Raw genomic sequence first — 24,233 nt, 5'->3', positions numbered from 1 at the left:
TATTTTATAGTTTTGATCATTATCTAATAATGTTATTTATTATCCATATATTATCCATATATTATTTAATCAAAACTTGCGTATTTACAGTAGCGCTCCTAAATGTAGTTAGTCTTCAAATAATGCTGTAGACAAGTATCGATCTCCTGAATCGGGAAGTATTGCAACAATGGTTTTACCACTGTTTTTTTCTCTTTTTGCTTCTTGGATTGCTGCCCAGATTGCAGCTCCAGAAGAAATACCCACGAGAACGCCTTCTTTTTTGCTTATAAGCTTGCCGTTTTCAATTGCGTCTTCATTTGTCACATGAATAATGCGATCGTAGATGTTTTTGTTGAGCACATCTGGCACGAATCCTGCGCCGATTCCTTGAATCTTGTGCGCTCCTGGCTTGCCGCCTGCGAGCACAGGGGATTCGGCTGGTTCTACTGCGATTACTTCCAGATGTGGATTTTGTTCCTTTAAATATGTGCCAGTACCTGTGATTGTGCCGCCTGTTCCAACGCCAGCAATGAGCATATCCACGTTTCCGTCAGTGTCTTGCCAAATTTCTGGACCTGTTGTGTTGTAGTGCGCGTGCACATTTGCTTGATTTGTAAACTGTCCTGGAGTCCACGCGTTTGGCGTGTTTTCAACGATTTCCTTCGCTTTGGCAATTGCGCCTTTCATTCCTTCTGCAGCTGGGGTGAGCACGAGTTCGGCGCCGTATGCTTTCATAAGTTTTCTGCGTTCAATAGACATGCTTTCTGGCATAACAATAATGCTTTTGTATCCTTTTGTTTGAGCAATCATTGAAAGACCAATGCCAGTATTTCCAGAGGTTGGCTCAACAATTACTGAGCCTGGTTTAAGCGTGCCTTCGGCTTCTGCTTCTTCAATCATCTGCTTTGCAATTCGGTCTTTTACAGAGCCTGCTGGGTTGAAGTATTCGAGTTTTACAAGGATTTTTGCTGCTAGATTATACTCTTTTTCAATGTGCGTAAGCTCCATAAGTGGAGTGTGGCCTACGAGTTCTTGCACGGACTTGTAAATATTAGACATAATATTTCCCCTTACTTGTTTGTTGTTTTACTTGTTTGTTTTTGTTTTGTTTGATTTGTTTTTAATTTTTAAAAAATGATTTTATTAATAAAGCGACTATTGCTTTATTAGTTGTTTCTAAAGATGCCATTTATCTGTTTAATATCTAATCCGTATTAAATTGTTATCTTTTCAACGTCTTATATTCGATTTTTGGCATAAAAAAAGAAACAGCGCGCTGTTTCTTGAATCGTAATTTGCTGTGTTTTAACGTAAATGCTTTTTAACACAGGCTAGATGATGCATACTTAGTGCTTGCAAACATCATTTCGATTAAGAAATGCGCAACAGCATACGTTACAACAACAATTTGTCATCATATTTGTATGATACATGCGCACTCCTTTACTAGTAGAAATGGTGATAAGTGAAGACTATAGCGAATGGATCTGTGTTTGTCAAACTTTGATATGTACTCCTTCTCATGCGTGAGTGTCTCTGTTTGGCGATAGTAGCCAATCGCCCGAGAATTTGTTGTGTTTGGCTGATTTGTGATTTTCGTGCGATAATGTGCGTGCTGGTATATAGGATTGAATGGCTTGTAGAATTAGTCGATTGTATGAAAGAGTTGATTATATGACAGAATATGATTTGCCGATTTTAGAGTATGATTACGATAAAAGTGCAGTTTTAATGCCAAAACACGATAATATTTCTGTTCAGCTTCCATCTAAAGCGGTTTTTGCTTTCTTAGGCGATGAAATTGATCAGTATGCTTTAAGTAGGAAAGCTACGATTGTAGCAAATTTTGAATCTGCAACTAAAGTATATCCAATATATGTTTTGGAAGAAAAAGTAGAGAAAAAAGTAAGAGAAAATACAGGCAGCGAAGTAGAAGAAGAAACGCAAAAAATCTGCTTAGTGCAGGCTCCAGTTGGTGCTCCTGCCGCTGTTCAGATCTTAGACTGGCTGATTTCTTACGGTGTTAGCGAAGTTGTTAGTGCTGGTTCTTGCGGATCGCTAGTTGATTATGCGGAAAATGTTTTCCTGGTTCCGTATAAAGCTTTAAGGGATGAGGGGACTTCTTATCATTATTTGCCTCCAAGTCGTTATGTTGACGTTTCAGAGCGCTCGAGACGTGCTATTTTACAAACTTTACAGGCGCACAATTTGCCTTATCATGAAGTTAAAACGTGGACTACGGATGGGTTTTTCCGTGAAACTAAGACGAAAGTTGCTAATCGTAAGCAGGAGGGATGCGCGGTTGTTGAGATGGAGTGTTCTGCTTTAGCGGCTTGTGCGCAAATGCGTGGGATTGTTTGGGGTGAGATTCTTTACACTGCAGATACTTTGCACGATGTTGAAAATTACGATGAGCGCAATTGGGGTGGAGACTCTAAAGCGTATGCTCTTGAGCTTTGTATTGAAGCAACGTTGCGCATTTGACACGTTTACACTGATAATACATATGGAATCAGTGTTTTAATTTGATTTTTTTTTTAACTCTATGCTTATTATTTCTGTCAAGAATTACGTATAAATGCGTTTAAGTATTACGTTAAGGGTTAATAATCATGATAAGTATGATAGTGTAGCTTTCAATGCTTTGTAGCGAGTGAATAAGCAAATAGCTTATGAAGATGCTAGCTGCGAAAATGCTATTAGAGAAGAGATAATAGAAATAGTATAGATATAAAGGAAGTGAGAGGTAGCGAGAATGAGTAAAACTGACAACGCGGCAAATCAGCAATCGCCCGCGAATCAAAATACTGTGGCGAATCAGCAATCGTCCAAACTGTATCCCGACGTGAAAAATTACGTAAAACTATTTTTCAAGGAAAACAAACTTGTAGCTTTTCTTTCGATGATAGTTTTTATTGCCCTGTCTATGATTTACACTGCTATTTCTTGGATTTTGCAAATTATTTTCGACTATATGTCTGGCAAAGGAGCCTTCTCTTTAACTACTATTTTTCTGCTTGTCGCTTCCTTTATGCTGGTAATCTCCCTGATTTTTGCGTTGAAGCGCAGTGCGTACCCCCGCTTTCTTGAAAAAGCAATGAATCAGTATAAAGAGTCTGTTATTAAGAAGCTTTTAAAAAAGAGTTATAGTGATTTTTCGCTTGCGAATTCTGGCACGTATCTTTCTGTACTTACTAATGATTGCGAGCGTATTCAAGAAAAGTATTTGAAGAAGATTTTTGACTTTGTTCAAGACGTTCTTATGCTTGTAAGCTCGCTAGCTCTTATGATTTACTATAGTCCATTGCTCACTGTTATTGCTCTTATTATTTCTGTGCTTCCAATGGCGTGCTCGATTCTTACAGCTAATGGAATTGCCACTCGAGAGGAGCAGGTTTCTAAGTCGAATGAGTCTTATACGGCTCTGACTAAGGATGTTTTGAACGGAGTTTCGGTTATTAAGAGTTTTAAGGCGGAGCAGGAGGTTATTAACCGTTATCAGAATCAGTCGATGGAGCTTGAGCATACTAAGAATCTTCGCGAAAAAACGATGATTACTGTTTCTGCTCTTGGAACGATTTCAAGCCTTGCAACTCAGCTTGGCGTGATGCTTGTTGGCGCTTGGATGGTTAACGCTCATGTTGGTGTTATTACTGCTGGAATGGTGTTAGCTTTCACTAATTTGATGAATGGAGTGCTTCAGCCTATTGCAAGTCTTCCGCAAATGTTTGGCGAGATGAAGGGTGCTAAGAAGCTTATTAGCAAGATGGCTGATTATATGAGTAACGTTAAGGAAGATTCTGGCGATATTATTGACGATTCTATTAAAAGCATTGTTTTGCGAGATGTTTCGTATTCTTACGATGCTGATCGTAAAGTCTTGAAAAACGTAAATCTAACTTTGCAAGCTGGAAAATCTTACGCGATAGTAGGGCCTTCTGGTGCTGGTAAGAGTAGTTTGATTAATTTGCTTATGGGATACTACAAGGATTATAAGGGTAGTGTGCAGCTGAATAATCACGAACTTAGCAATGTGAGCAAGAGTTCGCTTTATGATAAGACGACTCTTATGCAGCAGTCTGTGTTTATGTTTGATGCTTCGATTTTAGATAATATTACGCTTTTTAAGCCATTTCAGGACGCGGAGGTGGATCGCGTGATTCACTTGGCTGGTTTGGATAATTTGATTGCTGCTAAAGGCAAGGACTATCAGTGTGGCGAGAACGGTAGTCATCTTTCTGGCGGTGAAAAGCAGCGTATTGCTATTGCGCGAAGCTTGCTTAAAAAGTCCGAGATTCTGCTGGTTGATGAGGCAACGAGCGCGTTAGATAACGAGACGAGCGCGAACGTAACGCAGTCTATTTTGGATTTGCAAGGAATTCTTCGACTTGTTGTAACTCACCGCTTGGATGCTAATTCGCTTAAGCAATATGATGAGATCCTTGTGATGAAAAGCGGCGAGCTTATTGAGCGCGGAAGCTTTGAGGAGCTTATGAATCAGAAGGCTTACTTCTACTCGCTTTATACTGTGTCTATGTGAGTATATGGCGCTGGCTTGGGCTGGCTTGCGCTGGTTTGTTGTAATGCGCTGTGCAATTTCAATCTCGGTAAAAATATTAACGCAGCATGCTTTCTGCGATAGTAGCCAATCGCCCGCGAATTTGCATCGATTGGCTACTTTGGTATTGGATACTTTGCGATTAGCACTCTGATTATTCCGTTTCTGCTATCTGCAATTATTTCGTTCACGATAAGTGTTCACAAATTCTTCAACAGATAGGAACGTATCTTCATAACCCAGTTTCTCACACAGCTTCACAACATCTGGCTTGTCGAGCTGTGCAATAGAAAGTATGTCGTCTCGCCTAAAAGCGTCGCGCGCAGCACCGTCAAAAAGAATTCGACCATTTGAAAGCACAACAACGCGATTAAATACTCGAGCCACAAAATCCATATCGTGAAGAACAGCTATAATAGTTTTTCCCTGAGAAACAAGGTGCTTAATAATTGATTCAATACAACGTTTTCCGCGATCGTCCTGAGCAATCGTAGGCTCATCTAAAATAACAACTTTCGTATCCATTGCTAAAATTGACGCAATAGAAACCATTTTCCTTTCACAAAGACTTAAATCGTAAGGATTTAAGTAGCTTTTATCTAAAAGTCCTACGAGTTTTAGACTTTCTTTTGCTTGGATCAATGCTTGACTCTTATCAATTCCAATTTTTAAAAGTCCAAACATTACTTCGCGTATAACCGTTGATTCAAAAATCTGGTCATCTGGATTCTGGAATACGAATCCAATATCTTTAGCAAGAGAGGGAACAGTACATTCTGCAATATCTTTACCATTTAATAAAACGCTTCCAGATTTCGGCGTAAGAAGTCCTCTAAGGATTTTAAGTAAAGTTGTTTTTCCAGTGCCATTTTGACCAACAATAGCACATGCTCCAGGTGCAAAAGACAAATTTAGATTATTGAATATTTGTGATGTTGGAGTATGAGAAAAAGACACATTTCGTATTTGAATAGTAGGAGTCATGATAAGCGATTCCCTTCATTTGATTTTAAAATGTGTGACGTTTGTTCAAGAGTTATTGGATACAAGCCATTATTGTTTTTTAACGAAAGTTTTTTACAAATTTGAGTATAAACAGGAGGATTTACGCCATATTCTTCCAAGTCTTCGCGAGAAAAGATTTTTTGCGGAGTATCAAAATCAATGAGTTTTCCTTCGCTTAAAAGCATTACGCGGTCGCTATATTGCGCGATTTTTTCCATTTTGTGCTCAACCATAATAATAGTTTGACCCTGATTTTTTAAGGATTCTACCGACTTAAAAACCTCTTCAGAACCTTTAGGATCAAGTTGCGAAGTTGGCTCGTCTAAAATTATTACTTCTGGTTGCATAACTAAAATAGCGGCAATAGACATTCGCTGCATTTGACCGCCAGATAAATCGTATGGAGAACAATCTTTAAGATGGGCAATGTTGAGCATGTCCATGATTTTCTCTACGCGACTTTGCATTTCGTTTTGCTCAATTCCAAGATTTTCAAGCCCAAACGCAATTTCTTCGTAAACAGTAAGTTTAGATCCAGTAATTTGATTAAAAGGATTTTGAAAAACTAAACCAACTTTTTTGCAAAGACTGTCTATTGGCGTAGTTTTTGCATTAAGACCGTCTACCTCAACTTTGCCGCCGTATGCTCCGTGGTAAAGATTAGGAACAAGACCTAAAATGGCTTGAGATAATGTTGATTTTCCAGCTCCATTAGCACCTATTATTCCAATAAATTCGCCTTTATGAATATCGCAAGAAATGTCATTAAGTGCAAGAGTATTACTATAAGGATAGCGATATTTTAAGTGCTCTATATGAATAGCTGCCATGCTATATATCCTGAATTATGAAGCAACGCATAAATAATAGACGCTATTATTACAATTAAACAAGCGCATAAAAATAGCGTATTGTATTTGCTTGGCTTAAATGGTTTTATGAATGTTTTTTGATTATTGCACGAAAATCCGCGAACTTCTAAAGCTATAGTTCTTTCTTTAGAACTCATAAATGAAGACATTATAATCGGGGATATTAAAGGCAAAAAAGCTTTGAAACGCGTTATAAGAGAACCTTTTGTTTTCAATCCTCTGCTTCTTTGAGCGTCAACAATAGTCGAAGTTTGCTGTGTTATTTGAGGAATGATTTGGAATAGAGATACAAAAACATAACCCATCTTAGGTGGTAATCCAGCTTGTATCATCTCTTGCATCATATTAGAAGGTTTAGTTGTAAGCGTTAAAACACAAAATGCAAACGAAATATTTAATATATTTAGCACAATCTTCATAGCTACTTCAAAACCTTCTTTGCGAGCAATCAAAGGTCCTAGTTTGAATAAAATCGTGTAATTTCCTGATCTAAAGAAAGTCTGAACTATAAAAATAGTTACAATAATAAAACCAGTAACTTGTATTACGATTTTTATTTTTGCTAGAACCTTTGATGTTGCAAGTAAGATTAGGCTCAAAATAATAAAGATAGCGAAAGAACTATAGCCTCCAAGCAAACTCGGTGTACTTGTAGCGCATATTACGTATGCAAGCTTGGTTTTTGCAGATAGTCCGTTTAGAAACGAATGCTTATCTTCAAATAGGCTGATGCTTTTCATGCTATCTCGTCTTATTGTGCTTATATTAAAACTTGTAGAACTTAGCGTTTATGCGATTTATTTTCTGGTGATAAACGTTTATTTATCAAGATCTTCGTCATCTGATTGATATATGGCTATTAAACTCTTAGGAAGAACTTTATAAATTCCAGCTGCAAGGAACAAAACAACAATCTTGTCTGGTATATCTACAACAAGCTCATCTACGAATGATGCAAAGAAGCCTTTGGAACCCATTGCTGCAAAAACAGCGTCACCCCAAACGTTTCCAGTGGTTCCGCCCCAATAAATCATGTTTAGAGGTGTAGAAATGATTATTGCGATTGCTGCAACAATAAGGCTTGTTATAAAAATGTGTAGGCCTTTGTCCATATATTTTAATCGTGCAGCGATTCCAACGCTTACTCCAATTGCTGCAGCTGTAATGCTATAGACTGTAGAAATTGGATCAATTGTTAAGCCGTAAACAATATTGGTTAAAAATCCAGCAATTCCGCCTACAACAGGCCCAGCCAAGCATGCTGAAATGCAAGTGCCTAGTGTGCCAAGCCAAAGTGGTAGTTTTAGCATGCTTGCAAATAGTTTCGCAACATAATTTATGCCGATTGCGGCTGGTATTAGTACGAGTGAAGCAGTAGTTAATTTAACGCTCCAAATATTTTTTAGTTTCTTTACCATTTTTGAACTTCCTATCAGTTAAGGAATAAATTCAAGTTCATTATACGCTTTGAGAAATGTTATTAAAGTAGTTGAAAATTAATGTGTTATAAATTGTAATCTTGTTTATTTTTTGTTATTTTAACTGATTCTTTATTATTTATTTTGTATTAAATTTTTGCGGAAAATAATCACAGCTATACCACTTCTCTAGCAAAATCAAAGTTGTTATTATTTTGTTATTTGACTATTTCACTATTCCAAATTTTGCTATCACAAATTTAACTATTCAAAAATTCTAGTATTCCAAATAATGATTATTTATGATAAAAAAATATAAGAGATTTTTATGCCTTTTATAAAAATGTTGTTACGAAAATATTGTTATAAAAATATTGGTGATTATAAGAGGGAGATGACGATGAATGTAAAACATAGTGGTGTGTTTACAAATCCCGAAGTTTTAGAAAGACTTAATAAATTAGAAAAATCTCCTCAAATGCAAGGGAAATTAAATGAGTTAAAAGAAGGCGTAAAAAATAACGCTTTTGACCCAATGCGTTTAATCCCATTAATACCAGTTGTACTGATTATTGGTGCTGTTGGCAATTATCTGCCTTCTCTTGATTACTCTACTTATAAATATCCTTTACTCATAATAATTGCTTTTGTTGTTTGCTTTGCTGGCAAGTTTTTTGTAACAAATAAGGTTGATGTAAATACTCTATATGCGAATAATGTCTTAACGCCGATTCTAAATGCGATTCTGCCTGGAACGGTATTAGAAAATTCTGAAGGAATTGACGACAGTATTTTTAATAATCTTCTGCCAATATCTAGTATTTATTATTCAAATAAACACATAATTTTTGGCGATGAATTCAAAACTGAATTTTCAAACATGCAAGCAATGCACACTTCTAGAAGTGAAAGTGGAAAAACTGTTAAAAAAACGGATTTTATTGGGCAGGTCTTATTAATAAACGCAAAAACCAATATAAATGGTCACATTAGAATCGTTCCCGTTACTGGAAAGAACTTTATGGGGCAAAAACTAAGTGGATACTATGGCAAAAAAACAAAAGAGGAGAGTGAAGTTCAAACAGAATCCATTGAGTTTAACAACTCGTATTCAATCTTTTCTACAGACGATTTTTATACAAAGCTTGTATTAGATCCAAGTTTTATAGAATTATTGAATAATTTGCAAAAAAGAATGAGAGTTTGCATATATCTAGATAGCGAGCATATTATTGCAGCTTTTGATTCTGGTCGGTATATATTAGGAAATCCTGGAAAATCTGGAATAGAAAACCTATCTTTAACAAGAGAATATGCAAGATTTAGAGATGTTTTGGCTGAATATTACGAAATAATCAGCGTAATTAGAGAAAAATTGCAAAATTAGAAGCTAGAAAATTGCGATACTGGCGAATTGCAAAAGCAGAAAAACTAAGACTAGAGAAAACTAAGACTAGAGAAAGACTAGAACTAAAGGAGACATTATGAGTGACATTATGGATAGCATTATAGATAGGGACACCATTTTAATAGTTATTGCAATAGTGCTTGTAATGATTATTGGTTGGTTTATTGGCACTTTAAATAGATTAAGAAAATATAGAGTGATTATAAAAGAGTCGCAGAAAAACGTTGATATTGCGCTCGCTAAAAGATATGACACGATTTGCCAAATGTTCAAAGTTGCACAGTCATTTGCAAAATATGAAAAAACAACATTAGTGGATTTAGTGAGTCTAAGAGAAGGCTTAAACTCTGATGATTCTAGTGCGGTAATAAAAAATCAGAATCATGCGATAGGGAAGATTTATGCTTTGGCAGAAGCCTACCCAGAATTAAAGTCTTCTGAACAATTTCTGAATTTGCAAGAAGAAGTGAACGACGAAAACGAGCAATTGGCTGCAGCAAAAAGAATTGTAAATAGTAATATCAGCGCTCTTAATCAAAATATTGTTACTTTCCCAGTTTCGCTTATTGCAAGATTAAGCGGAATAAAGCAGATGGATTTTCTTGATGAAGATGATTTAAGCAATAAGAAGAATATTGATAGCATACTGAGCTAGCGAATATGTTTAGTTAGTGAAAATGTTTAGCTAGACGGTATATCTAATGTAGGCAATCGCCCGCGAATTTGCATCGATTGGCTACATTTGTATTGGTTGATTGGTGTTTTTAAAAATAAACGCCAGTTAGTTTAGTTCAACTTGACTGGCGTTTATTAGTTATTTGCGTTATTGGTTATCTGTGCTCGTTACTTGCTGTGCTTGCCAATGCGCGTGCGTTTAAGCGAAAATGCGCCGAAAGCTGACAGCAGGAACGCTAATCCAGTGCCTGCAATGGTTGAGGTTGTAGAACCTGCGCGTGCAAGCGGTTCGTGCGTTTGTAGAGTCGGTGCTTCTTCCACAGTCTCTTCTTGCGTTGGTTCCGGTTCTGGTTCCAGTTCTGTCACTGGCATTGGCATTTGTTCTAGCGCAGGAATTATAGGAACTGGAATAGGCTCCGATTTCGTAGTTGGAACAGGAGTTGGTTCCGGCTTTGGTGGTTCCGGTTTAGGTGGTTCCGGTTTAGGTGGTTCCGGCTTAGGAGATTTTGGATTAGGATTTGGATTAGGATTTGGATTAGGATTTGGATTAGGTGTTGGATTAGGTGTTGCTTTTATCACGTCAAAGAATGCATTGATAAAAGCAACATGTCCTGGGTTGTTCTTCTCATGTAACGTTATACCCGGCTCATAGGTATATTTTGGCGTTTCTGCTGGATTAAGAACCATTGGAAGATTATCCAACTTAGAGCCATCTGTGTTGTAAGAATCCCCAACCTGAGCATCTTTATTCGCGGTAAATGTAATTGAATAATCCGTATGCAGCACATACGACACATTCATATCCATCAAAGACGTCTGCCGATTTCGAGTAAACAGAACCTTTTTTATTTCCACTTCCTTTGGTTCTGGATTCAATACCTTCATAAATTCATCAGTAATATCCTTAATTGGCTTACGATTTTCATCTACCAGATAAAACTTGAGTGGCACCGTTTTTGTTTCTCCCGGCTTAAGATAAATAGGGCCATTAGCATACATGGCAGTTACTGTTCTACTAACATTATTGTCGCCAAGATCACTAAATTTATACTGCTGCTTTGTTAGAGGATTAGTTCCAGGTTCGCCTTCAAAAATATCATTCCTATTTTTATACGCCTTGAATTTCTTAAATTCACCTACCGTCATATAGTCTGAGCCATCTTTACCTTTATGGATCGTTGCTATATACACAGGAATTTCGCGGCTTATTTCGCCATTCTTCCAGGCAATCGTAGGAGCGCCATCAAAATTCTTATTCAGAAAGTCGTAGGTCAAACCTTCCAGCCCTACGCCACCGACTTTTTGTTCAAGATTGTGTTTTGCAAAGCTATACGTGCCTATTGTTGTCTGGTTAATTGAGTCCCACATCTTCTGTGAATTTTGATCTTTGAAGAACCATGGCGTTTCTTTGATGTTTTCTTCTGTTGTTTTTCCGTCCTTCGTGATTTTTAGCGTAACGTTGCTGAGTTTTCTTGCGGAAATAGCTTTACCGTCTTCTGTAAACGCTGCAACATCTGTCATTGTCAACGCGTTTGTATTGGGATTGTAACTGAGATACTGAGCGTACGCCCTTATTTGTTCAGTATTAGTATTTTTATCGTTATTTATTACTTGCCACTGAACCTGTTTGTCGTTACTGTCCGTTGCAGTTCCAGATGCCAATACATTAGTAGCAGACTCAGGTGGCTTTGGGACTGGTGGTGTAACAGGTGGCTTTGGCTGTGGTGTTGGTGGAACAACGGGTGTCTGTGGCTTATTTACAGTAATGTTTTGCAATATGCCCAACGTTATATAGTCTGAATCTTTGCCCGTATGGGTTGTTGCCATGTATACAGGAATTATGCGGCTTGTTTCACCTTCCTGCCAGTCTGTTATTATTGGCGTGCCCTCAACTTTGCGCGCACTAAAGTTGTATTTCAAACCGCTAAGGTGTTTGCCGCCAACTTTTTGTTCTTGATTGTATCTCGTAAAGTTGTACGAACCGATTGTTGTTTTATCAATTTCATCCAAAATATTCTTTAAATATTGACTTTTGTAGAACCATGGTGTTTCTTTAATATTGCTAATGATTGTAGGCGTCGTTTCATTGTTGTTTGTAACTTTTAAGGTAATTTCGTTATATTTCCTTGCAACAACATTTGCTGCTTCATTCTTGAATGGCAAATTGCTCATAGTTGCGATTAGCTTATTATTATTAGAATCATAATTGAGCTGTTTGCCATATTCGCTCATTTTTGCCGCGTCAGTAGCTTTGATATTACTGGAATTATACGTTACTTGCCATTTGACTTGTGTGCCGTTCTTATCGGTCGCTGTCCCCGATGCTAATTCATTGCTTGTTGAATCAGCGTGTGATGTGTTTTGCTGAACATCCTTATCTGTCGTTACGCCTTTGGAATCAACAGTTGTTTGAACCGTATTTGTATCGTAGTCGCGATCTTCACTGGTAGTGTTGTTGTGGTTAGTAGATTTATCATTTTTTAAATTATGCTGATTAGTGGAATCGGTATGTGGTGGGGGGGGGGTATTTGTTTTTGTGCTACTATTTGCACTCTCAACATTAGTTCCATTGACACTACTTGCATTAGTATCAGCAGCATAAGCGGTTTGGCTCATGCATACTGCGCAAGCTGCGGTCGCAATACCCATCATGGTTGAGGTCAGAATGATTTTCGCTGTCTTATTCATAAAATACCCAATTAATTAACTAAACTTTTGTTACTTTATTTCATAAAATATAACAAATACATAATTGCATATTACATTATAACGATTTTGATAAAAAATATAAGTGTTTATTGATAATTCTATCAATAAACACTTATTCGCGTTTCGAAATACTTAATCTCTATTGAATATTCAACTAAATATTTAGCTAAATAATATAAGATATTTAGTATCTAATCTTAAGAAATAATCTGCTAAATAAACTGAGATATTACAATACCTGCAGCCATAAGTGGAATGTTGAAGATAAGGAATGTTGGAATGCAAGTATCCCAAATGTGGCTATGCTGACCATCTGCATTTAGGCCAGAAGTAGGGCCAAGCGTTGTATCGGAAGCAGGGGAGCCTGCGTCTCCAAGAGCTGCAGCAGAAGACATAAGAATAATTGTTGCAGGAGTGCTAAAACCAATGCTTTGGCAAAGAGGCACGAACAAAACTGCAAGAATAGGAACCGTGCCAAACGAAGTGCCTATGCCCATAGTTACAAGCAAACCAATAATCGTAATAACGAATGCAGCGATTAGCTTGTTTTGACCCATAGAAGCAACGCCAAAGTGTACAAGCTCATTAACTCCGCCCGTAGCTTGAATCACGTTAGCGTAGCCGCCAGCAATGAGCATAATAAATGCAATAAGACCCATAAGCTTAACGCCGCCCATAAGCTGCTTATCGATATCTTTCCATGCAACGGCTCTAAAAATAATCATGGTTGCAAGACCTGCAAGAGAAGAAAGTGAAAGATCCTTACTAATAACTTGAACTACTACAACAACAATAATCGCAAGCATGGTTACATAGTGTGCTTTAGTAAGCGGGCCAACAACAGCGTCCGCTGCGCGAGTATCTGCTTCGGTTGTTTTATATTCGCGAGGCTTTCTGTATAGCACAAACACGGCGAATAGGAGGGCTGCAAGCATTGCAGCACCTAAATACCAGTTCACAGCGCTAACGTCTGAAACGCTAACTTTCATACCATTTTTAGAAAGATTAGTTGCAATAACTGTTTGGAAAATTAAGCCAAAGCCAAATGGAATAGCAATGTATGGCACTTCTAGTCCGAACGCAGTGCAGCATGCGGCGGCGCGGCGATCTAGCTTAAGCTTGTTCATAATGGAAAGAATTGGCGGAATAAGAATAGGAATGTAAGCAATATGAACAGGCACAATATTTTGAGACATGCATGCAATAATTGTTAGAACTGCAAGAAGAATAAATTTGTTTGTGCCGATAAGTTTACTGATTTTTTTAGAAATGATTTGAGCTAGGCCAGTTGCTGTAATTGCTTCTGCAAAAGTACCAAGAAGAATGTAGGCGAGCGCAGTTTGCGCATTTGTGGAAAAACCATCACATAGCAAAGCCATAATAGTATGGCTTCCATCTCCAAAAAGAGGGAGATGTCCAGCTATGCCTCCTGCAACGCATGCAACAATCATTGCGAGTAAAACATTGAGTTTAGCGAGACTTAACGCGCATAACACTACAACCGATACGATTACCGGATTGCATAGAATGTTTAAAATCTGCATACTGTTTCACCTCTTTTTAAAGTTATCTTCATTTTGATGTTTGCAAATAATATGTTTTTCAATTTTGATAATTTTTAAATTTTAATAATTAAAGACAATATCATAAAGATTTACGTAAAGTTTTATTTGCAAAGTAAAACTTAAATTACTTTTTTATAAAGTACTCTTTAAAAGTTAAATACACTAATTAAATACATTAATACAAATTTGTTAACAATAGCATTTAAGAGTAGACTCAGCCATGTTATTATCTCTTTTTCAGAAAGAAGGTAAAAACAATGAATTTCACAAATGACGTGGTCATTGTAACAGGAGGCGCCCAAGGAATCGGCAGAGAAGTCGTGCGAGGCGTACTAGATGGAGGCGGAAAGGTAATTATCGCCGATATCAATGAAGAAAAAGCAAACCAAACAAAATCTGAATTAGGTTCAGATAATATCTTTGTCTATAAGATAAATCTTGGTGATGTTCAAAATGTTAACGACGTTTTTGCGCAGATAATCAAAGATTTTGGCAAAGTGGATGTTTTGGTAAACTGCGGAGGCGTTGTATCAACTGTTCCATTTGAACAGTTAACAGACGCTGAATTTGATAGAACAGTAAAGATTAATCTTTACGGCACTTACGCAACAAACCATGCTTTATTTGAGCATTTTAAGGAAAATGGTGGCGGAAGAATAGTAAACGTTAGCTCTGTTGCTGGAAAAATTGGTGGCGGTTTACTAGGAACAGCAGCATACGCAACATCTAAAGCTGGTGTGAATGGTTTAACAAAAGCCGTTGCAAAAGAAGGCGGCAAGTATGGCATTCGTTGCAATGCAGTATGCCCATCTTATACTGAAACACCAATGACTCAAGCTTTGAAGGAAGATAAGGAAAAGGAAGCGAAAATTATTAACGCAATTCCTTTGCGCCGCAAAGCACAACCTGTAGAAATTGCGCAAATGATTCTATTCTTTGCATCTAAAGAAGCCTCCTTCGTTAACGGAGAGATTGGCGATGTTGATGGCGGAATCGTATTAGACGGCTGACGGAGAAAATCATGTTCGCAAACCTAAAAAGCCAAATCACAAAAATAGACTTAAAGAAAATAAAAATTCCAGGAGCTACAATCGTTGTTCCTCTATTTATAGGATGCTTGGTAAACTCATGTTTCCCAGCAACCTTAAAAATAGGTGGTTTTACAACAGCTGTAATTAACGGAACTGGTCCTTTAGTCGGCGCATTCATGCTTTGCATTGGAGCAAGTCTTTCATTTAAGAACGCTCCTAAAGCTTTGTGGCGCGGTGCTGTGATTATTAGCGTTAAGATCCTAACTGCTATTGTTATTGCTCTGCTTGTTTCCAAGTTCTGCAACAATAATCTACTTGGATTGTCAATGTTATCTATTTTAGGCGCAATGACTGTAGCTAATAATGCACTTTATTCTGGTATTACAGCAAACTATGGCACTGAAGTAGATCGTGGAGCTGTTGCTATGACAACCATAAGCGTTGGTCCAACAGTAACAATGATTGTTATGAACTCTTCTGGGCAAGCCGTAATACCATTCTGGCAGATTGTTGGATCAATTTTGCCTCTTGTTTTAGGAATGATTCTAGGAAATTGTTTCCCTTACATGAAGAAGCAACTGGTTAATGGCATAATCCCTATAACCATGATTCTGGGCTTTGTTCTAGGAGCAAACATGAACTTTGCTCAACTAGTTGAAGGTGGACTTTCTGGTGTGCTGCTTGGCATTATAGTGCTTTCTGGATTTGTATTTACAGTATTAGCAGATCGCTTCTTAACTAGGGGCTCTGGTATTGCTGGAGCTGCAATAAGTAGTACTGCAGCAAGTGCTGTTGCAACACCAGCTGCAATGATGGCTATAGATCCAAATTTGGCAAAAGCCGCATTAATAGCAACTCCTCAAATTGCTGCTGCAGTAATTATTACTGCTTTGGCTACGCCATGGTTAACTGCACTAGTGAGTAAAAAATTTGCTAAAAAATCTAGCAAGTAATCAATAGATAATAAATAAATAAAAAATAGATAATAAATAAAATAACTAGTTCAGCCCTGCAAAATAAAATTTGTGGGGCTGAATTACTATTGCGATTGATTTTAGAAAGACGTAAACAACACTAAAACATGCCAGCAATGATTTACAAAAGCCAGCACTCGTCTCAAGTGGTTTAACTTTCATAAATAGATTTAAGATTATTTATGATATTTGGAAGTAACATGATTAAATCAAAAATGTGAGATTTTGTTATATATAGCGTATTTTTATGGCTAAAATATAGACAAATGAACAAAATGTTTAAAAATAAGTTAATATTTGTTCGCCTTGAATAGTACGATGAAAGTACTTTCAGGAGATTAACGTCAATAATTGGTCTCTTAATTTATAACCTTTTGTTGCAACATAGCAATATGAGGTAGTCGCCAAAATCATTATAGGCGATATCAGAATTAAATATTGAGTCTGAAGTTAGGAAAATCAAAAAATTAAAAATTGAAAATTGAAAAAGTTAGATGCAAAGGAGGAATGCATAGCAATTTCGATAGCAACATTAAAAATGTGTACCATTTAAAAATGTATGCCATCGGTATTTTGCCGCAGACAAATTATGCAAGAAGAACAAACACTTTTAGAAGCTAAAGAATTAGGCTTACAAATATTTAGAAGAACACCATTTTGGGACGTATCGTTAAAAGTAGAGCCTCATCAAATCGTTGCAATATCAGGTGAACACGGCTCTGGAAAATCAGCTTTGCTGCTTGCACTGTCTGGTTATATGAAATTTACGAACGGAACTCTTACTATTGCGGACTCAACTCTTCCTAACGATTTTAAAGAATCACGTAAATATGTGGGATTGGGATTATTCAACGGAATTAACGAATTCTACAAAATGCAAACAATAGAAGAAGTTTTGATGAGTGAGCTAAAACTCGCATCATCTTCGCCACTATTTCGCGAACAGTATAAAAATGATGTAAAAAATCGCGAAGCATTGCGCCAATACGCGTACAATCTTCTTGCTCAATGGAAAGTATTTTCTCCTCACAAAACAGCAATAGGAGAGTTGACTCCGTGCGAGCGCATGCGCTTGGCAATTGCGTTGGCATTATTAAAGCAACCGTGGTTGCTATTTGTTGATGGAGTTGAAACAGAGCTTACTAGCGAGCAAAGCGAATGCTTACTTTCCGATATTCGCGAATATGTTAGCAAAAACTACTGCTCCTGCCTTGTTGGAGTTTTGCAAAGTGAGTTAGAAAAGCAAGCGGATCAAGTCTTAAGACTTATGCCAAATAATGAGAAAGCAGAAAATTCTCATACTGATTCTCAACTTGCTACAAGTGAAGTAAATGGTGGTGAAAACAATGCACGTTAGTACTATTGCTCTTGCATTTCGTGAGATTAACAATACGATGAAAGGAAAAGCTCGAAAGCTTGTTATTGGAACCGTAGCTTTGATTCCACTTTTATACGGATCGCTTTACTTATGGGCATTTACAAATCCTTATAAGACTTTGGATACTGTGCCTGTGGCTGTTGTTGTTGAAGACAATGGCGCTATGATTAACGGCAAAATGCGAAACATTGGAAACGAAATCAAAACTCGTTTAAAGAATCAAAAAGACGGTAGTGAAGGTTTCCAATGGAATTTTGTAAATAGTGCTGAAGCAAACAAAGGCATTAAAAATGGCAACTATTTTATGGTAGCAACTATTCCAGCTTCCTTCAGTAAGTGCATTGCTTCCGCGCAATACGATACTCCAACTAAAGCAAAACTTCACGTAAAGTACGATCAAGCAAGCAATATGCTGGCTTCACAAATTGGTAAAACTGCTTTCCGCACTATGCGTACTGAGATTAGCGAGGCGATTGCTCAAGAGTATTGGGAGCACATGTTTGCGAAAGTTAATTCAGCTTCCGATTCTCTTGGTGCTGCTGCAAACGGTGCTGGAGCATTGCATGAAGGTTCAAAGTCTTTGCAAGGCGGAATAAATAAGCTTGCAGATGGGTCGAATAAACTTTCGCAATCTTTGCAAAAACTTCAAGGCGGATTAGGGGAGCTTCAAAAAGGCGCGAATACGCTAACTGAAGCCAATGCTCGCAGCAAAGAAGGAGCTCAATATCTTGCACAAAAAACGCAAGATTTAGCAAACGGAGCCCAACAGTTAAGCGAAGGAACGCAAAGGCTATCGGCAGCGACAAGCGAATTCTATGAAGGAGCTCAAAAGCTTGCAGCTTCAAGCAACGAATTAGAAGAACATGTTAAAGCTGGAAACGCTGAAACAAAAGCACAAATTACTGGTCTTCTTATGCAAGCGCAAAACCCAGCAGTAACAAAGGAAGACGTGCTTGCTAATTTGCAAAGTTTGGCAGAAGGATTAGGTGAAAATTCTAATCTTCTAGAAACAAATCTTTCTGCTTTAAGCGCTGGAGCAGACAAGCTTTCTGCAGGAAGCTTGCAAATAAAGGGCGGTGCTGACGCAATATCTCAAGGTATTGAAGCTGTTAATACTGGCTCAAATAAGCTTGCTGCTGGAGCGAATAATCTTGCTGACGGTTTGGCTCAAGTAAGTAACGGTAGCGAGAAACTAAATAATGGCGTGAATGCAGCTGCACAAGGTTCTGCGAAAATAGTGAACGGTTCTGATCAGCTTAATTCCGGCGCTAAGAAGCTATCTGATAACACTCCAAAGCTTGTTGATGGTGCTAAGAAATTGCATGACGGGCTTAAAGATGCTCAAAAGTCTGGAAAAGTAAACGGTATTGTTCAAAAAAGTAAGATGATGAGCGCACCAGTTTCCTTGGAAGAGCACGAGTATTCGCACGTTGAAAACTATGGAACTGGTTTTGCTCCTTACTTTATTTCTATCGCCCTTTGGGTTGGTGCTCTTATGACAACATTCGTTTTGAGAGTTATGGATAGGCGAGCGATACTAAACGGCATGAATCCGCTTAAAAGCGCGCTTATTAGCTTGACGCCGTTTGTGATTATGGGCGTTGCGCAAGCGATTATTCTTATGGGCGTTGTTCAAGGAGCGTTGAAGTTCCAAATCGATAATGTTGGTGCATTCTACGCGCTGGGGATTATAGCGTCAATAGTCTTTATGGCTATAATGCAAATGATTATGGTGGTGTTCCGCATGCCAGGGCGAATAGTTGCGATTGTGCTACTTATGTTGCAAATCACAAGCTCTGCAGGAACGTTCCCAGTACAAATGACGCCGGCATTCTTTAGAGCTGTTCACCCATATTTGCCAATGACGTACTCGATTATGGGGTTGCGTCAAGCAATGTCTGGAAAGAACAGTGGTGAAATAGTTTCAGGCATTGGAATGCTTGTGCTTTTCGGCGTTATTGCGATTGCTATAACAAGTATTGCCTTCCGCATGAAGCGTACTGTAAAAATGTTTGATTTGCATCCTGTAATAACGCTTGATGCATAAGCGTTCATGTAGGCGCGATAATTAAAATCCCCGCAGCTCTTGTTGGTTGCGGGGATTTTTTAGTGAATTTTGTTTAATTTAGTTACTTTATAAATACGTTATCCGACTTTAGAAAGTAGATGCGTAAACTTCGGCAATAGCATCTTCGCTCATATGCATGTACGAATTCTTCAAAAGTCGCTGCTGCTCTTTAACAACGCTTGCAGCCCAATCGCGAATCATGTCTTTGGTCATTCCATACTCGTGAAGCTTGTGCTTAGGGAGAATCGTGTTAAGAACTTCGTCAAGTTTATCTAATACATCTGCTTTTTGGCATTCAAGAATATTTGCCATGAAGTCAAAAAGCTTAGAAAGTTCAGTGTTTTCAGCGCTATTCTCTTCGTGCTTAGCATAGTAGCGCAAAACGCTTGTAAGAAGCGCGGCGTTCGTTTCGCCATGAGCCACGTGGAAAGTGCCGCCAAGAGGATAAGCCATAGCGTGCACGCAACCGCATCCGGCATTACCAAATGCAATGCCAGCGTAAAGACTTGCCGAAACCAAGTCGCTTACAACTTGGGCTTTAGCGCTGCTACCTTCCTTAACAACTCGCATGTAGCTTTGCAAAATAAGACCGCAAGCCTTGTAACTAAACATTTTTGTAAGCTCTGTTGCAATAGGGGAGAGTGCAGACTCAATAGAATGCGTAAGAGCATCAATAGAGCTGGTTGCAAAAACGTAATCAGGCAGGCTCTTTAACAATTCTGGAATAAGAACCGCGTCTGTAGCGTAGCAAGAATCGTTTGCCAAACCCTTTTTAGTGTTGCGCTTTGTGAGCGAGAACACGGCAACGTTTGTAACTTCGGAACCAGTGCCGCAAGTAGTTGGAACAAGAATAAGATCTGCGCCTTTTTGCGCAGGAATCTTGCCATCAATCAAGTCTTCAAGCGGGCTTGTTTGCTTTAACGCGCAAACTTTAGAAATATCCAAAACAGTGCCGCCGCCAATGCCAATCACGCGCCTTGGAGTAGTGTGAATATCTCGAACAATCGCGTCAACCATTTCGTCGCTTGGCTCGCCCTTGCCGTAGTTTTCTTGGAAAATCACATTACAATCAAGATTTAAATCGCCAAAATAAGGCTCCCAAATGTACTTGTTTGTAATAACCAAATCGTCTTTGCCAAGCTTAAATTCTTGCGCAAAATCGCGCGTATTTTCAAATTTGTGAATAGTTGGCTTAATAGATAGCTGCTTCATCCTAGACTCCTTTGTTTTAATTTGTACGTCTTACGCTAATATGCGCGTTTTAATTCGCGATTTGTGCGCGGATGATTAAAAAACCAAGCAACCGCTCCATTATAGAACAAATTGCTTGGTTTAATAAACGCGATTTAAGCTAATCGCAGAACTTAATCAGCAGAGATTAATCAGAAGCTAATCATCCCTTCAACAAAGCCGTGTAAGCTGCCATCGTAATGTAATTGTATGGCTGGTTGAAGTGAGGCATAAAGAAGATATCACACAATGCAAGCTCTTTAATCGTGACTTTCTTTTGAATAGCAAGAGAGAACAGGTGGATTGCTGCAGACATATCGTAGTTAGAAGCCAATTGGCATCCAACAATCACCTTAGAATCCTTCTTGTAAACAATGCGAATCTTAACTTTTGGATTCTCAACTTCCATAAACGCAGGCTTTTGAGTATCCTCAAAATCAACGTAATCAACGTCCATGCCCTCTTTTTGAGCAGCCGTTAAGCTCAAACCAGTGCAAACAAGCTTGTAGTCGTAAATCATCATTGCGCTAGAGCCTTGCACGCCCTCGGTTTCTACAGGAGTTCCGCAAACGTTGTGGCCTGCAATCAAGCCGCTTCTAACGGCATTAGTAGCGAGCGCAATGTAGTTTACGCGGTCTCGAGCGTTGTCGTAGATTGTAGCGCAATCGCCAATAGCGTACACGTCTGGGTCGGAAGTTTGCTGCTTTTTATCAACAAGGAAAGCGCCGTTTTCGTATTGCTTCAAATGATCTTTTCCAAGAGCAACATTTGGGTGGAATCCAATAGCACAAATCACCATGTCGGCATCGTAAGTACCCTTGCTTGTTTTAACAGCCTTAACTTCAGTATCTCCAACAATCTCTTCAACAGCTTGACCAAGCTCAAACTTAATGCCCTTATCTTCCATAATCTGCTTCAAATTATCGGAAAACTCTGGGTCAAAATAGCCGTTAAGAATATGGTCTTCCATGTCAATAAGAGTCACGTTCTTGCCAAGGCGCTTAAAAGCTTCCGCAAGTTCCACGCCAATGTAGCCGCCGCCAAGAACCACAACGTTATTAAAATCGCGCTCTTGAAGCTTAGCAATAACAGTTTGCGCGTTCTGGAAAAGCTTTACCATTTGCACGTTTTCCAAGTCAATGCCTTTAATGCGTGGCTTGTTTGGAAGGCTACCAGTAGCTAGAACGAGTTTATCGTAAGAATCGTGAATAACAGTGCCGTCTTTAAGCTCTACAGTAACTTCTTTCTTTGCGTAATCAATGTCTAGAACTTTGCTTTCAAGATTTACTTTTGCGCCCTTTTTAACGAAATCTTCTGGCTTCTGGTAGAACAGACCATCGCTGCTTTGAATCTGCTTTCCAATCCACAAAGCCATACCGCAGCCAAGGAAGGAAATGTTGCTATTCTGATCGTAAATTGTAAGATCGTTTCCTGGGTAGCTCAAAATGGTGTTAGCGCAGGCAGTGCCAGCATGATTTGCGCCAATCTGAATAATCTTGGTCATCGGTAATCTCTTTTCGTCGTTGATGTTACTGTTTAATTTTCATATGCGTGCTGTTAACCACATTGTTTGTTAGTTACACGCTGGTACTAAATCTTATTACATTGATACGAGTCTTGCTAATTTTGATTCTAGGTGTGTTGTTTCTGATTATTGTATAAGTTGTAATTACGATTTAATCTTTTCTATGAACGTGAAGTATGTAATAGAATCGTGAGTGTTTTATATAAGTGCATTCGTGTATATATAGTTTCGCAATGTCTTTTGATAAATTTTGATAAATTTTGATAAACTTTGATAAAGTTTGATAAGTGAGAGTTGTATGAGGGGGTATTTTAATGCGTATTTTGATTACTGGTTTTACGCCGTTTGATAATGAGTCTATAAATCCGTCGTGGGAGATTGCGCAATCAGTGCATGCTCCTGAGGGTGTGGAACTTGTTCGTTTGCAGATTCCTACGGAATTTAACAAGGGTGCGCAAAAAGTTATTGAGAAAATAGAGGAAGTTCATCCTAATGCTGTGCTTTCGTTAGGGCAATTTGGCGGTTCTGCTTGTTTTAATGTCGAGTATGTTGGTATTAACTGTAGAGCTGCGCGCATACCGGATAATAGTGGATATAAGCCTTGGTATGAGCCTGTTGTGCAAGATGGTGATGTGGCTTATAAAGCGACTTTGCCAGTTGTAAGCATAGTTGACGCTTTAAATAAAGCAAAATTGCCGGCGTCTGTGTCTTTTTCTGCGGGCGCATACGTGTGTAATGACGTGCTTTACAGTGTTTGTCATTATTGCCAGACTAAAAAATTGCCGATCAAGAGCGGTTTCATTCACGTTCCGTATTTGCCTGAGCAGGTTCTCAATAAGCCGAGCACGAGTTCTATGAGTTTAGCTGATATGCTTCGAGGCATTGAAATTGCACTGCGAGTGATTGCAAGTGATTGCGAGTGATTGCTAGCAAATAGCCAGGTATTTATTTTCTATGCTCGCTCAAGCACGCGCTCAATAGCGTTGTTTTGCGAAAGAAGATAAACGCAATACTGGTTCATGCTTATGCCTTCGGCTTGAGATTGCTCAGACAATTGTCTGTGTAATTCTTTAGGAAGACGCAATTTGAATTGCCCAGAATAATCATTTATCTCATGGTAAGACGGCTCTTTTATGTTTACTTTGCTTTGAAGTGCGGCTTCCAGCCAAGCCTTTTTAGCATCCTGCGCATTTGCTGCTGCTTCTTGTTCGGATTCTCCAGAACTCATGCACCCTGGCAAATCAGGGTAGTAGGACACAAATCCGCCTTCATCTGGATCTTTTACAATCTCCAGCTTGTATGGGAGTGACATGTAGTAGCTAAGCGTTTTATTCGTAAGTGTTTTCACCATATTTGATTTTCCTCTTTTATTTCTTCGTCTTCTGCTTCTACTACAGATTTCACCATTTCTACGTATATCTTTTTGATTGGTTCATGCTTAGGAATTGTAATTGGGTTGGCGTGATTTTTGCGAAAAGTATAATGACTGCTTCCGCTTCTTGGATTGCACATTTCATATCCGTAGGCTTCTAGCACTTTTTTCAATTCCTCAAATCTCATATCTTTAGATAAGCTAAGTATTCGCTTAAGTAATTTGTCCCATTGCGACATTTCACCCCCAGTTAATAGCGTGTTTTTGGTGTTTATAAAATTATAAGTGGTGTTACATATGGTGTCAATGTATTCGGTTTGCTGCATAGAAATTATGCAAATCATGATTTGGAGTGAAATATAAGAAACGATGCAAATTTAAACTAACTTTTGTTCGTACAAATATGGAAAGTCGTAAATTTATTTTATTAACAGAAATCTATGAACAGAAATTTATAAGACTA

General features: G+C 38.3%; 20 protein-coding genes. 9 read left to right on the top strand and 11 right to left on the bottom strand.

Annotation, left to right across the window (positions count from 1 at the left end; translation table 11 throughout):
• Positions 1-108: 108 nt before the first annotated feature.
• Complete coding sequence (cysK, locus tag HXT19_RS04380; protein WP_004113241.1) at positions 109-1,041, bottom strand: cysteine synthase A; 933 nt, start codon at positions 1,039-1,041, stop codon at positions 109-111.
• 615 nt (positions 1,042-1,656) lie between these two features.
• On the opposite strand from cysK, the gene HXT19_RS04375 reads away from it, so the two are divergent.
• Both HXT19_RS04375 and HXT19_RS04370 read left to right on the top strand, forming a co-directional pair.
• Positions 1,657-2,466, top strand: coding sequence for a nucleoside phosphorylase (locus HXT19_RS04375; protein WP_004114793.1), 810 nt, complete (start codon positions 1,657-1,659; stop codon positions 2,464-2,466).
• A 271-nt stretch (positions 2,467-2,737) separates the two neighbouring features.
• Positions 2,738-4,522, top strand: coding sequence for an ABC transporter ATP-binding protein (locus tag HXT19_RS04370; protein ID WP_410313057.1), 1,785 nt, complete (start codon positions 2,738-2,740; stop codon positions 4,520-4,522).
• A 186-nt stretch (positions 4,523-4,708) separates the two neighbouring features.
• Here the strand turns inward: HXT19_RS04370 and HXT19_RS04365 are convergent, their stop codons facing one another.
• The 4 genes from HXT19_RS04365 to HXT19_RS04350 form a co-directional block, all read right to left on the bottom strand.
• Positions 4,709-5,524, bottom strand: a complete 816-nt coding sequence (locus HXT19_RS04365) for an energy-coupling factor ABC transporter ATP-binding protein (protein WP_422114262.1) — start codon at positions 5,522-5,524, stop codon at positions 4,709-4,711.
• A complete protein-coding gene (locus HXT19_RS04360; protein ID WP_422114261.1) occupies positions 5,521-6,375 on the bottom strand; it encodes an energy-coupling factor ABC transporter ATP-binding protein in 855 nt (284 codons plus the stop codon). The genes HXT19_RS04365 and HXT19_RS04360 overlap by 4 nt, the downstream gene beginning before the upstream one ends.
• The gene (locus HXT19_RS04355) at positions 6,357-7,157 is read right to left on the bottom strand and encodes an energy-coupling factor transporter transmembrane component T family protein (RefSeq protein ID WP_004138180.1); all 801 of its coding nucleotides are present in this window, start codon (positions 7,155-7,157) and stop codon (positions 6,357-6,359) included. Before HXT19_RS04355 ends, HXT19_RS04360 begins: the two co-directional genes overlap by 19 nt.
• A 78-nt stretch (positions 7,158-7,235) precedes the next feature.
• On the bottom strand, positions 7,236-7,835 hold the full coding sequence (locus HXT19_RS04350) for a sensor histidine kinase (protein ID WP_004114802.1): 600 nt from the start codon (positions 7,833-7,835) through the stop codon (positions 7,236-7,238).
• A gap of 400 nt (positions 7,836-8,235) precedes the next feature.
• On the opposite strand from HXT19_RS04350, the gene HXT19_RS04345 reads away from it, so the two are divergent.
• Both HXT19_RS04345 and HXT19_RS04340 read left to right on the top strand, forming a co-directional pair.
• A complete protein-coding gene (locus HXT19_RS04345; RefSeq protein ID WP_422114464.1) occupies positions 8,236-9,222 on the top strand; it encodes a DUF3137 domain-containing protein in 987 nt (328 codons plus the stop codon).
• A gap of 97 nt (positions 9,223-9,319) precedes the next feature.
• The gene (locus tag HXT19_RS04340; protein ID WP_422114260.1) at positions 9,320-9,898 is read left to right on the top strand and encodes a LemA family protein; all 579 of its coding nucleotides are present in this window, start codon (positions 9,320-9,322) and stop codon (positions 9,896-9,898) included.
• Positions 9,899-10,086: 188 nt separating this feature from the next.
• On the opposite strand, the gene HXT19_RS04335 is transcribed toward HXT19_RS04340, so the two are convergent.
• Together HXT19_RS04335 and HXT19_RS04330 are read right to left on the bottom strand one after the other, a co-directional pair.
• Positions 10,087-12,606, bottom strand: coding sequence for a hypothetical protein (locus HXT19_RS04335; protein ID WP_422119633.1), 2,520 nt, complete (start codon positions 12,604-12,606; stop codon positions 10,087-10,089).
• A gap of 233 nt (positions 12,607-12,839) precedes the next feature.
• Positions 12,840-14,171, bottom strand: a complete 1,332-nt coding sequence (locus HXT19_RS04330; RefSeq protein ID WP_004113204.1) for a Na+/H+ antiporter family protein — start codon at positions 14,169-14,171, stop codon at positions 12,840-12,842.
• Positions 14,172-14,449: 278 nt separating this feature from the next.
• On the opposite strand from HXT19_RS04330, the gene HXT19_RS04325 reads away from it, so the two are divergent.
• The 4 genes from HXT19_RS04325 to HXT19_RS04310 all read left to right on the top strand — a co-directional run bounded on the left by HXT19_RS04325 (position 14,450) and on the right by HXT19_RS04310 (position 19,622).
• Entirely contained in the window at positions 14,450-15,202 is a 753-nt protein-coding gene (locus HXT19_RS04325) for an SDR family NAD(P)-dependent oxidoreductase (RefSeq protein WP_004113203.1), read from the top strand.
• A gap of 11 nt (positions 15,203-15,213) precedes the next feature.
• Positions 15,214-16,176, top strand: coding sequence for a 2-keto-3-deoxygluconate permease (locus HXT19_RS04320; RefSeq protein WP_004113201.1), 963 nt, complete (start codon positions 15,214-15,216; stop codon positions 16,174-16,176).
• A 610-nt stretch (positions 16,177-16,786) separates the two neighbouring features.
• Entirely contained in the window at positions 16,787-17,554 is a 768-nt protein-coding gene (locus tag HXT19_RS04315; protein WP_020761271.1) for an ATP-binding cassette domain-containing protein, read from the top strand.
• Positions 17,544-19,622, top strand: coding sequence for a YhgE/Pip family protein (locus HXT19_RS04310; RefSeq protein WP_422119753.1), 2,079 nt, complete (start codon positions 17,544-17,546; stop codon positions 19,620-19,622). Before HXT19_RS04315 ends, HXT19_RS04310 begins: the two co-directional genes overlap by 11 nt.
• A gap of 108 nt (positions 19,623-19,730) precedes the next feature.
• Here HXT19_RS04310 and HXT19_RS04305 read toward each other — a convergent pair whose 3' ends face one another.
• Entirely contained in the window at positions 19,731-20,855 is a 1,125-nt protein-coding gene (locus HXT19_RS04305; protein ID WP_101890386.1) for a 4-hydroxybutyrate dehydrogenase, read from the bottom strand.
• 181 nt (positions 20,856-21,036) lie between these two features.
• Complete coding sequence (gene nox, locus HXT19_RS04300; RefSeq protein ID WP_004138306.1) at positions 21,037-22,377, bottom strand: H2O-forming NADH oxidase; 1,341 nt, start codon at positions 22,375-22,377, stop codon at positions 21,037-21,039.
• A gap of 335 nt (positions 22,378-22,712) precedes the next feature.
• Here nox and HXT19_RS04295 point away from each other — a divergent pair, with 335 nt between their 5' ends.
• Positions 22,713-23,321 carry a pyroglutamyl-peptidase I gene (locus tag HXT19_RS04295; protein ID WP_004114816.1) on the top strand — a complete coding sequence of 203 codons (609 nt, stop codon included), beginning with the start codon at positions 22,713-22,715 and terminating at the stop codon, positions 23,319-23,321.
• Between the two features lie 29 nt (positions 23,322-23,350).
• On the opposite strand, the gene HXT19_RS04290 is transcribed toward HXT19_RS04295, so the two are convergent.
• Both HXT19_RS04290 and HXT19_RS04285 read right to left on the bottom strand, forming a co-directional pair.
• Positions 23,351-23,749 (bottom strand): type II toxin-antitoxin system HicB family antitoxin, encoded by a 399-nt coding sequence (locus HXT19_RS04290; protein ID WP_009993678.1) that lies wholly within the window; start codon positions 23,747-23,749, stop codon positions 23,351-23,353.
• The gene (locus HXT19_RS04285; protein ID WP_004113190.1) at positions 23,743-24,009 is read right to left on the bottom strand and encodes a type II toxin-antitoxin system HicA family toxin; all 267 of its coding nucleotides are present in this window, start codon (positions 24,007-24,009) and stop codon (positions 23,743-23,745) included. The genes HXT19_RS04290 and HXT19_RS04285 overlap by 7 nt, the downstream gene beginning before the upstream one ends.
• Between the last annotated feature and the right edge of the window lie 224 nt (positions 24,010-24,233).

It is taken from the genome of Gardnerella sp. DNF00038, assembly GCF_049262855.1.
Taxonomy (GTDB): domain Bacteria; phylum Actinomycetota; class Actinomycetes; order Actinomycetales; family Bifidobacteriaceae; genus Bifidobacterium; species Bifidobacterium vaginale.
This window is presented reverse-complemented; position numbering and strand designations above follow the sequence as displayed.

Bases quoted from the DNA above. Each gene is read 5' to 3' on its own strand.
- HXT19_RS04360 (WP_422114261.1), bottom strand. From the start codon at position 6,375: ATGGCAGCTATTCATATAGAGCACTTAAAATATCGCTATCCTTATAGT.
- HXT19_RS04355 (WP_004138180.1), bottom strand. From the start codon at position 7,157: ATGAAAAGCATCAGCCTATTTGAAGATAAGCATTCGTTTCTAAACGGA.
- HXT19_RS04315 (WP_020761271.1), top strand. From the start codon at position 16,787: ATGCAAGAAGAACAAACACTTTTAGAAGCTAAAGAATTAGGCTTACAA.
- nox (WP_004138306.1), bottom strand. From the start codon at position 22,377: ATGACCAAGATTATTCAGATTGGCGCAAATCATGCTGGCACTGCCTGC.
- HXT19_RS04350 (WP_004114802.1), bottom strand. From the start codon at position 7,835: ATGGTAAAGAAACTAAAAAATATTTGGAGCGTTAAATTAACTACTGCT.
- HXT19_RS04285 (WP_004113190.1), bottom strand. From the start codon at position 24,009: ATGTCGCAATGGGACAAATTACTTAAGCGAATACTTAGCTTATCTAAA.
- HXT19_RS04295 (WP_004114816.1), top strand. From the start codon at position 22,713: ATGCGTATTTTGATTACTGGTTTTACGCCGTTTGATAATGAGTCTATA.
- HXT19_RS04320 (WP_004113201.1), top strand. From the start codon at position 15,214: ATGTTCGCAAACCTAAAAAGCCAAATCACAAAAATAGACTTAAAGAAA.
- HXT19_RS04345 (WP_422114464.1), top strand. From the start codon at position 8,236: ATGAATGTAAAACATAGTGGTGTGTTTACAAATCCCGAAGTTTTAGAA.
- HXT19_RS04330 (WP_004113204.1), bottom strand. From the start codon at position 14,171: ATGCAGATTTTAAACATTCTATGCAATCCGGTAATCGTATCGGTTGTA.
- HXT19_RS04340 (WP_422114260.1), top strand. From the start codon at position 9,320: ATGAGTGACATTATGGATAGCATTATAGATAGGGACACCATTTTAATA.
- cysK (WP_004113241.1), bottom strand. From the start codon at position 1,041: ATGTCTAATATTTACAAGTCCGTGCAAGAACTCGTAGGCCACACTCCA.
- HXT19_RS04290 (WP_009993678.1), bottom strand. From the start codon at position 23,749: ATGGTGAAAACACTTACGAATAAAACGCTTAGCTACTACATGTCACTC.
- HXT19_RS04325 (WP_004113203.1), top strand. From the start codon at position 14,450: ATGAATTTCACAAATGACGTGGTCATTGTAACAGGAGGCGCCCAAGGA.
- HXT19_RS04310 (WP_422119753.1), top strand. From the start codon at position 17,544: ATGCACGTTAGTACTATTGCTCTTGCATTTCGTGAGATTAACAATACG.
- HXT19_RS04375 (WP_004114793.1), top strand. From the start codon at position 1,657: ATGACAGAATATGATTTGCCGATTTTAGAGTATGATTACGATAAAAGT.
- HXT19_RS04335 (WP_422119633.1), bottom strand. From the start codon at position 12,606: ATGAATAAGACAGCGAAAATCATTCTGACCTCAACCATGATGGGTATT.
- HXT19_RS04305 (WP_101890386.1), bottom strand. From the start codon at position 20,855: ATGAAGCAGCTATCTATTAAGCCAACTATTCACAAATTTGAAAATACG.
- HXT19_RS04365 (WP_422114262.1), bottom strand. From the start codon at position 5,524: ATGACTCCTACTATTCAAATACGAAATGTGTCTTTTTCTCATACTCCA.
- HXT19_RS04370 (WP_410313057.1), top strand. From the start codon at position 2,738: ATGAGTAAAACTGACAACGCGGCAAATCAGCAATCGCCCGCGAATCAA.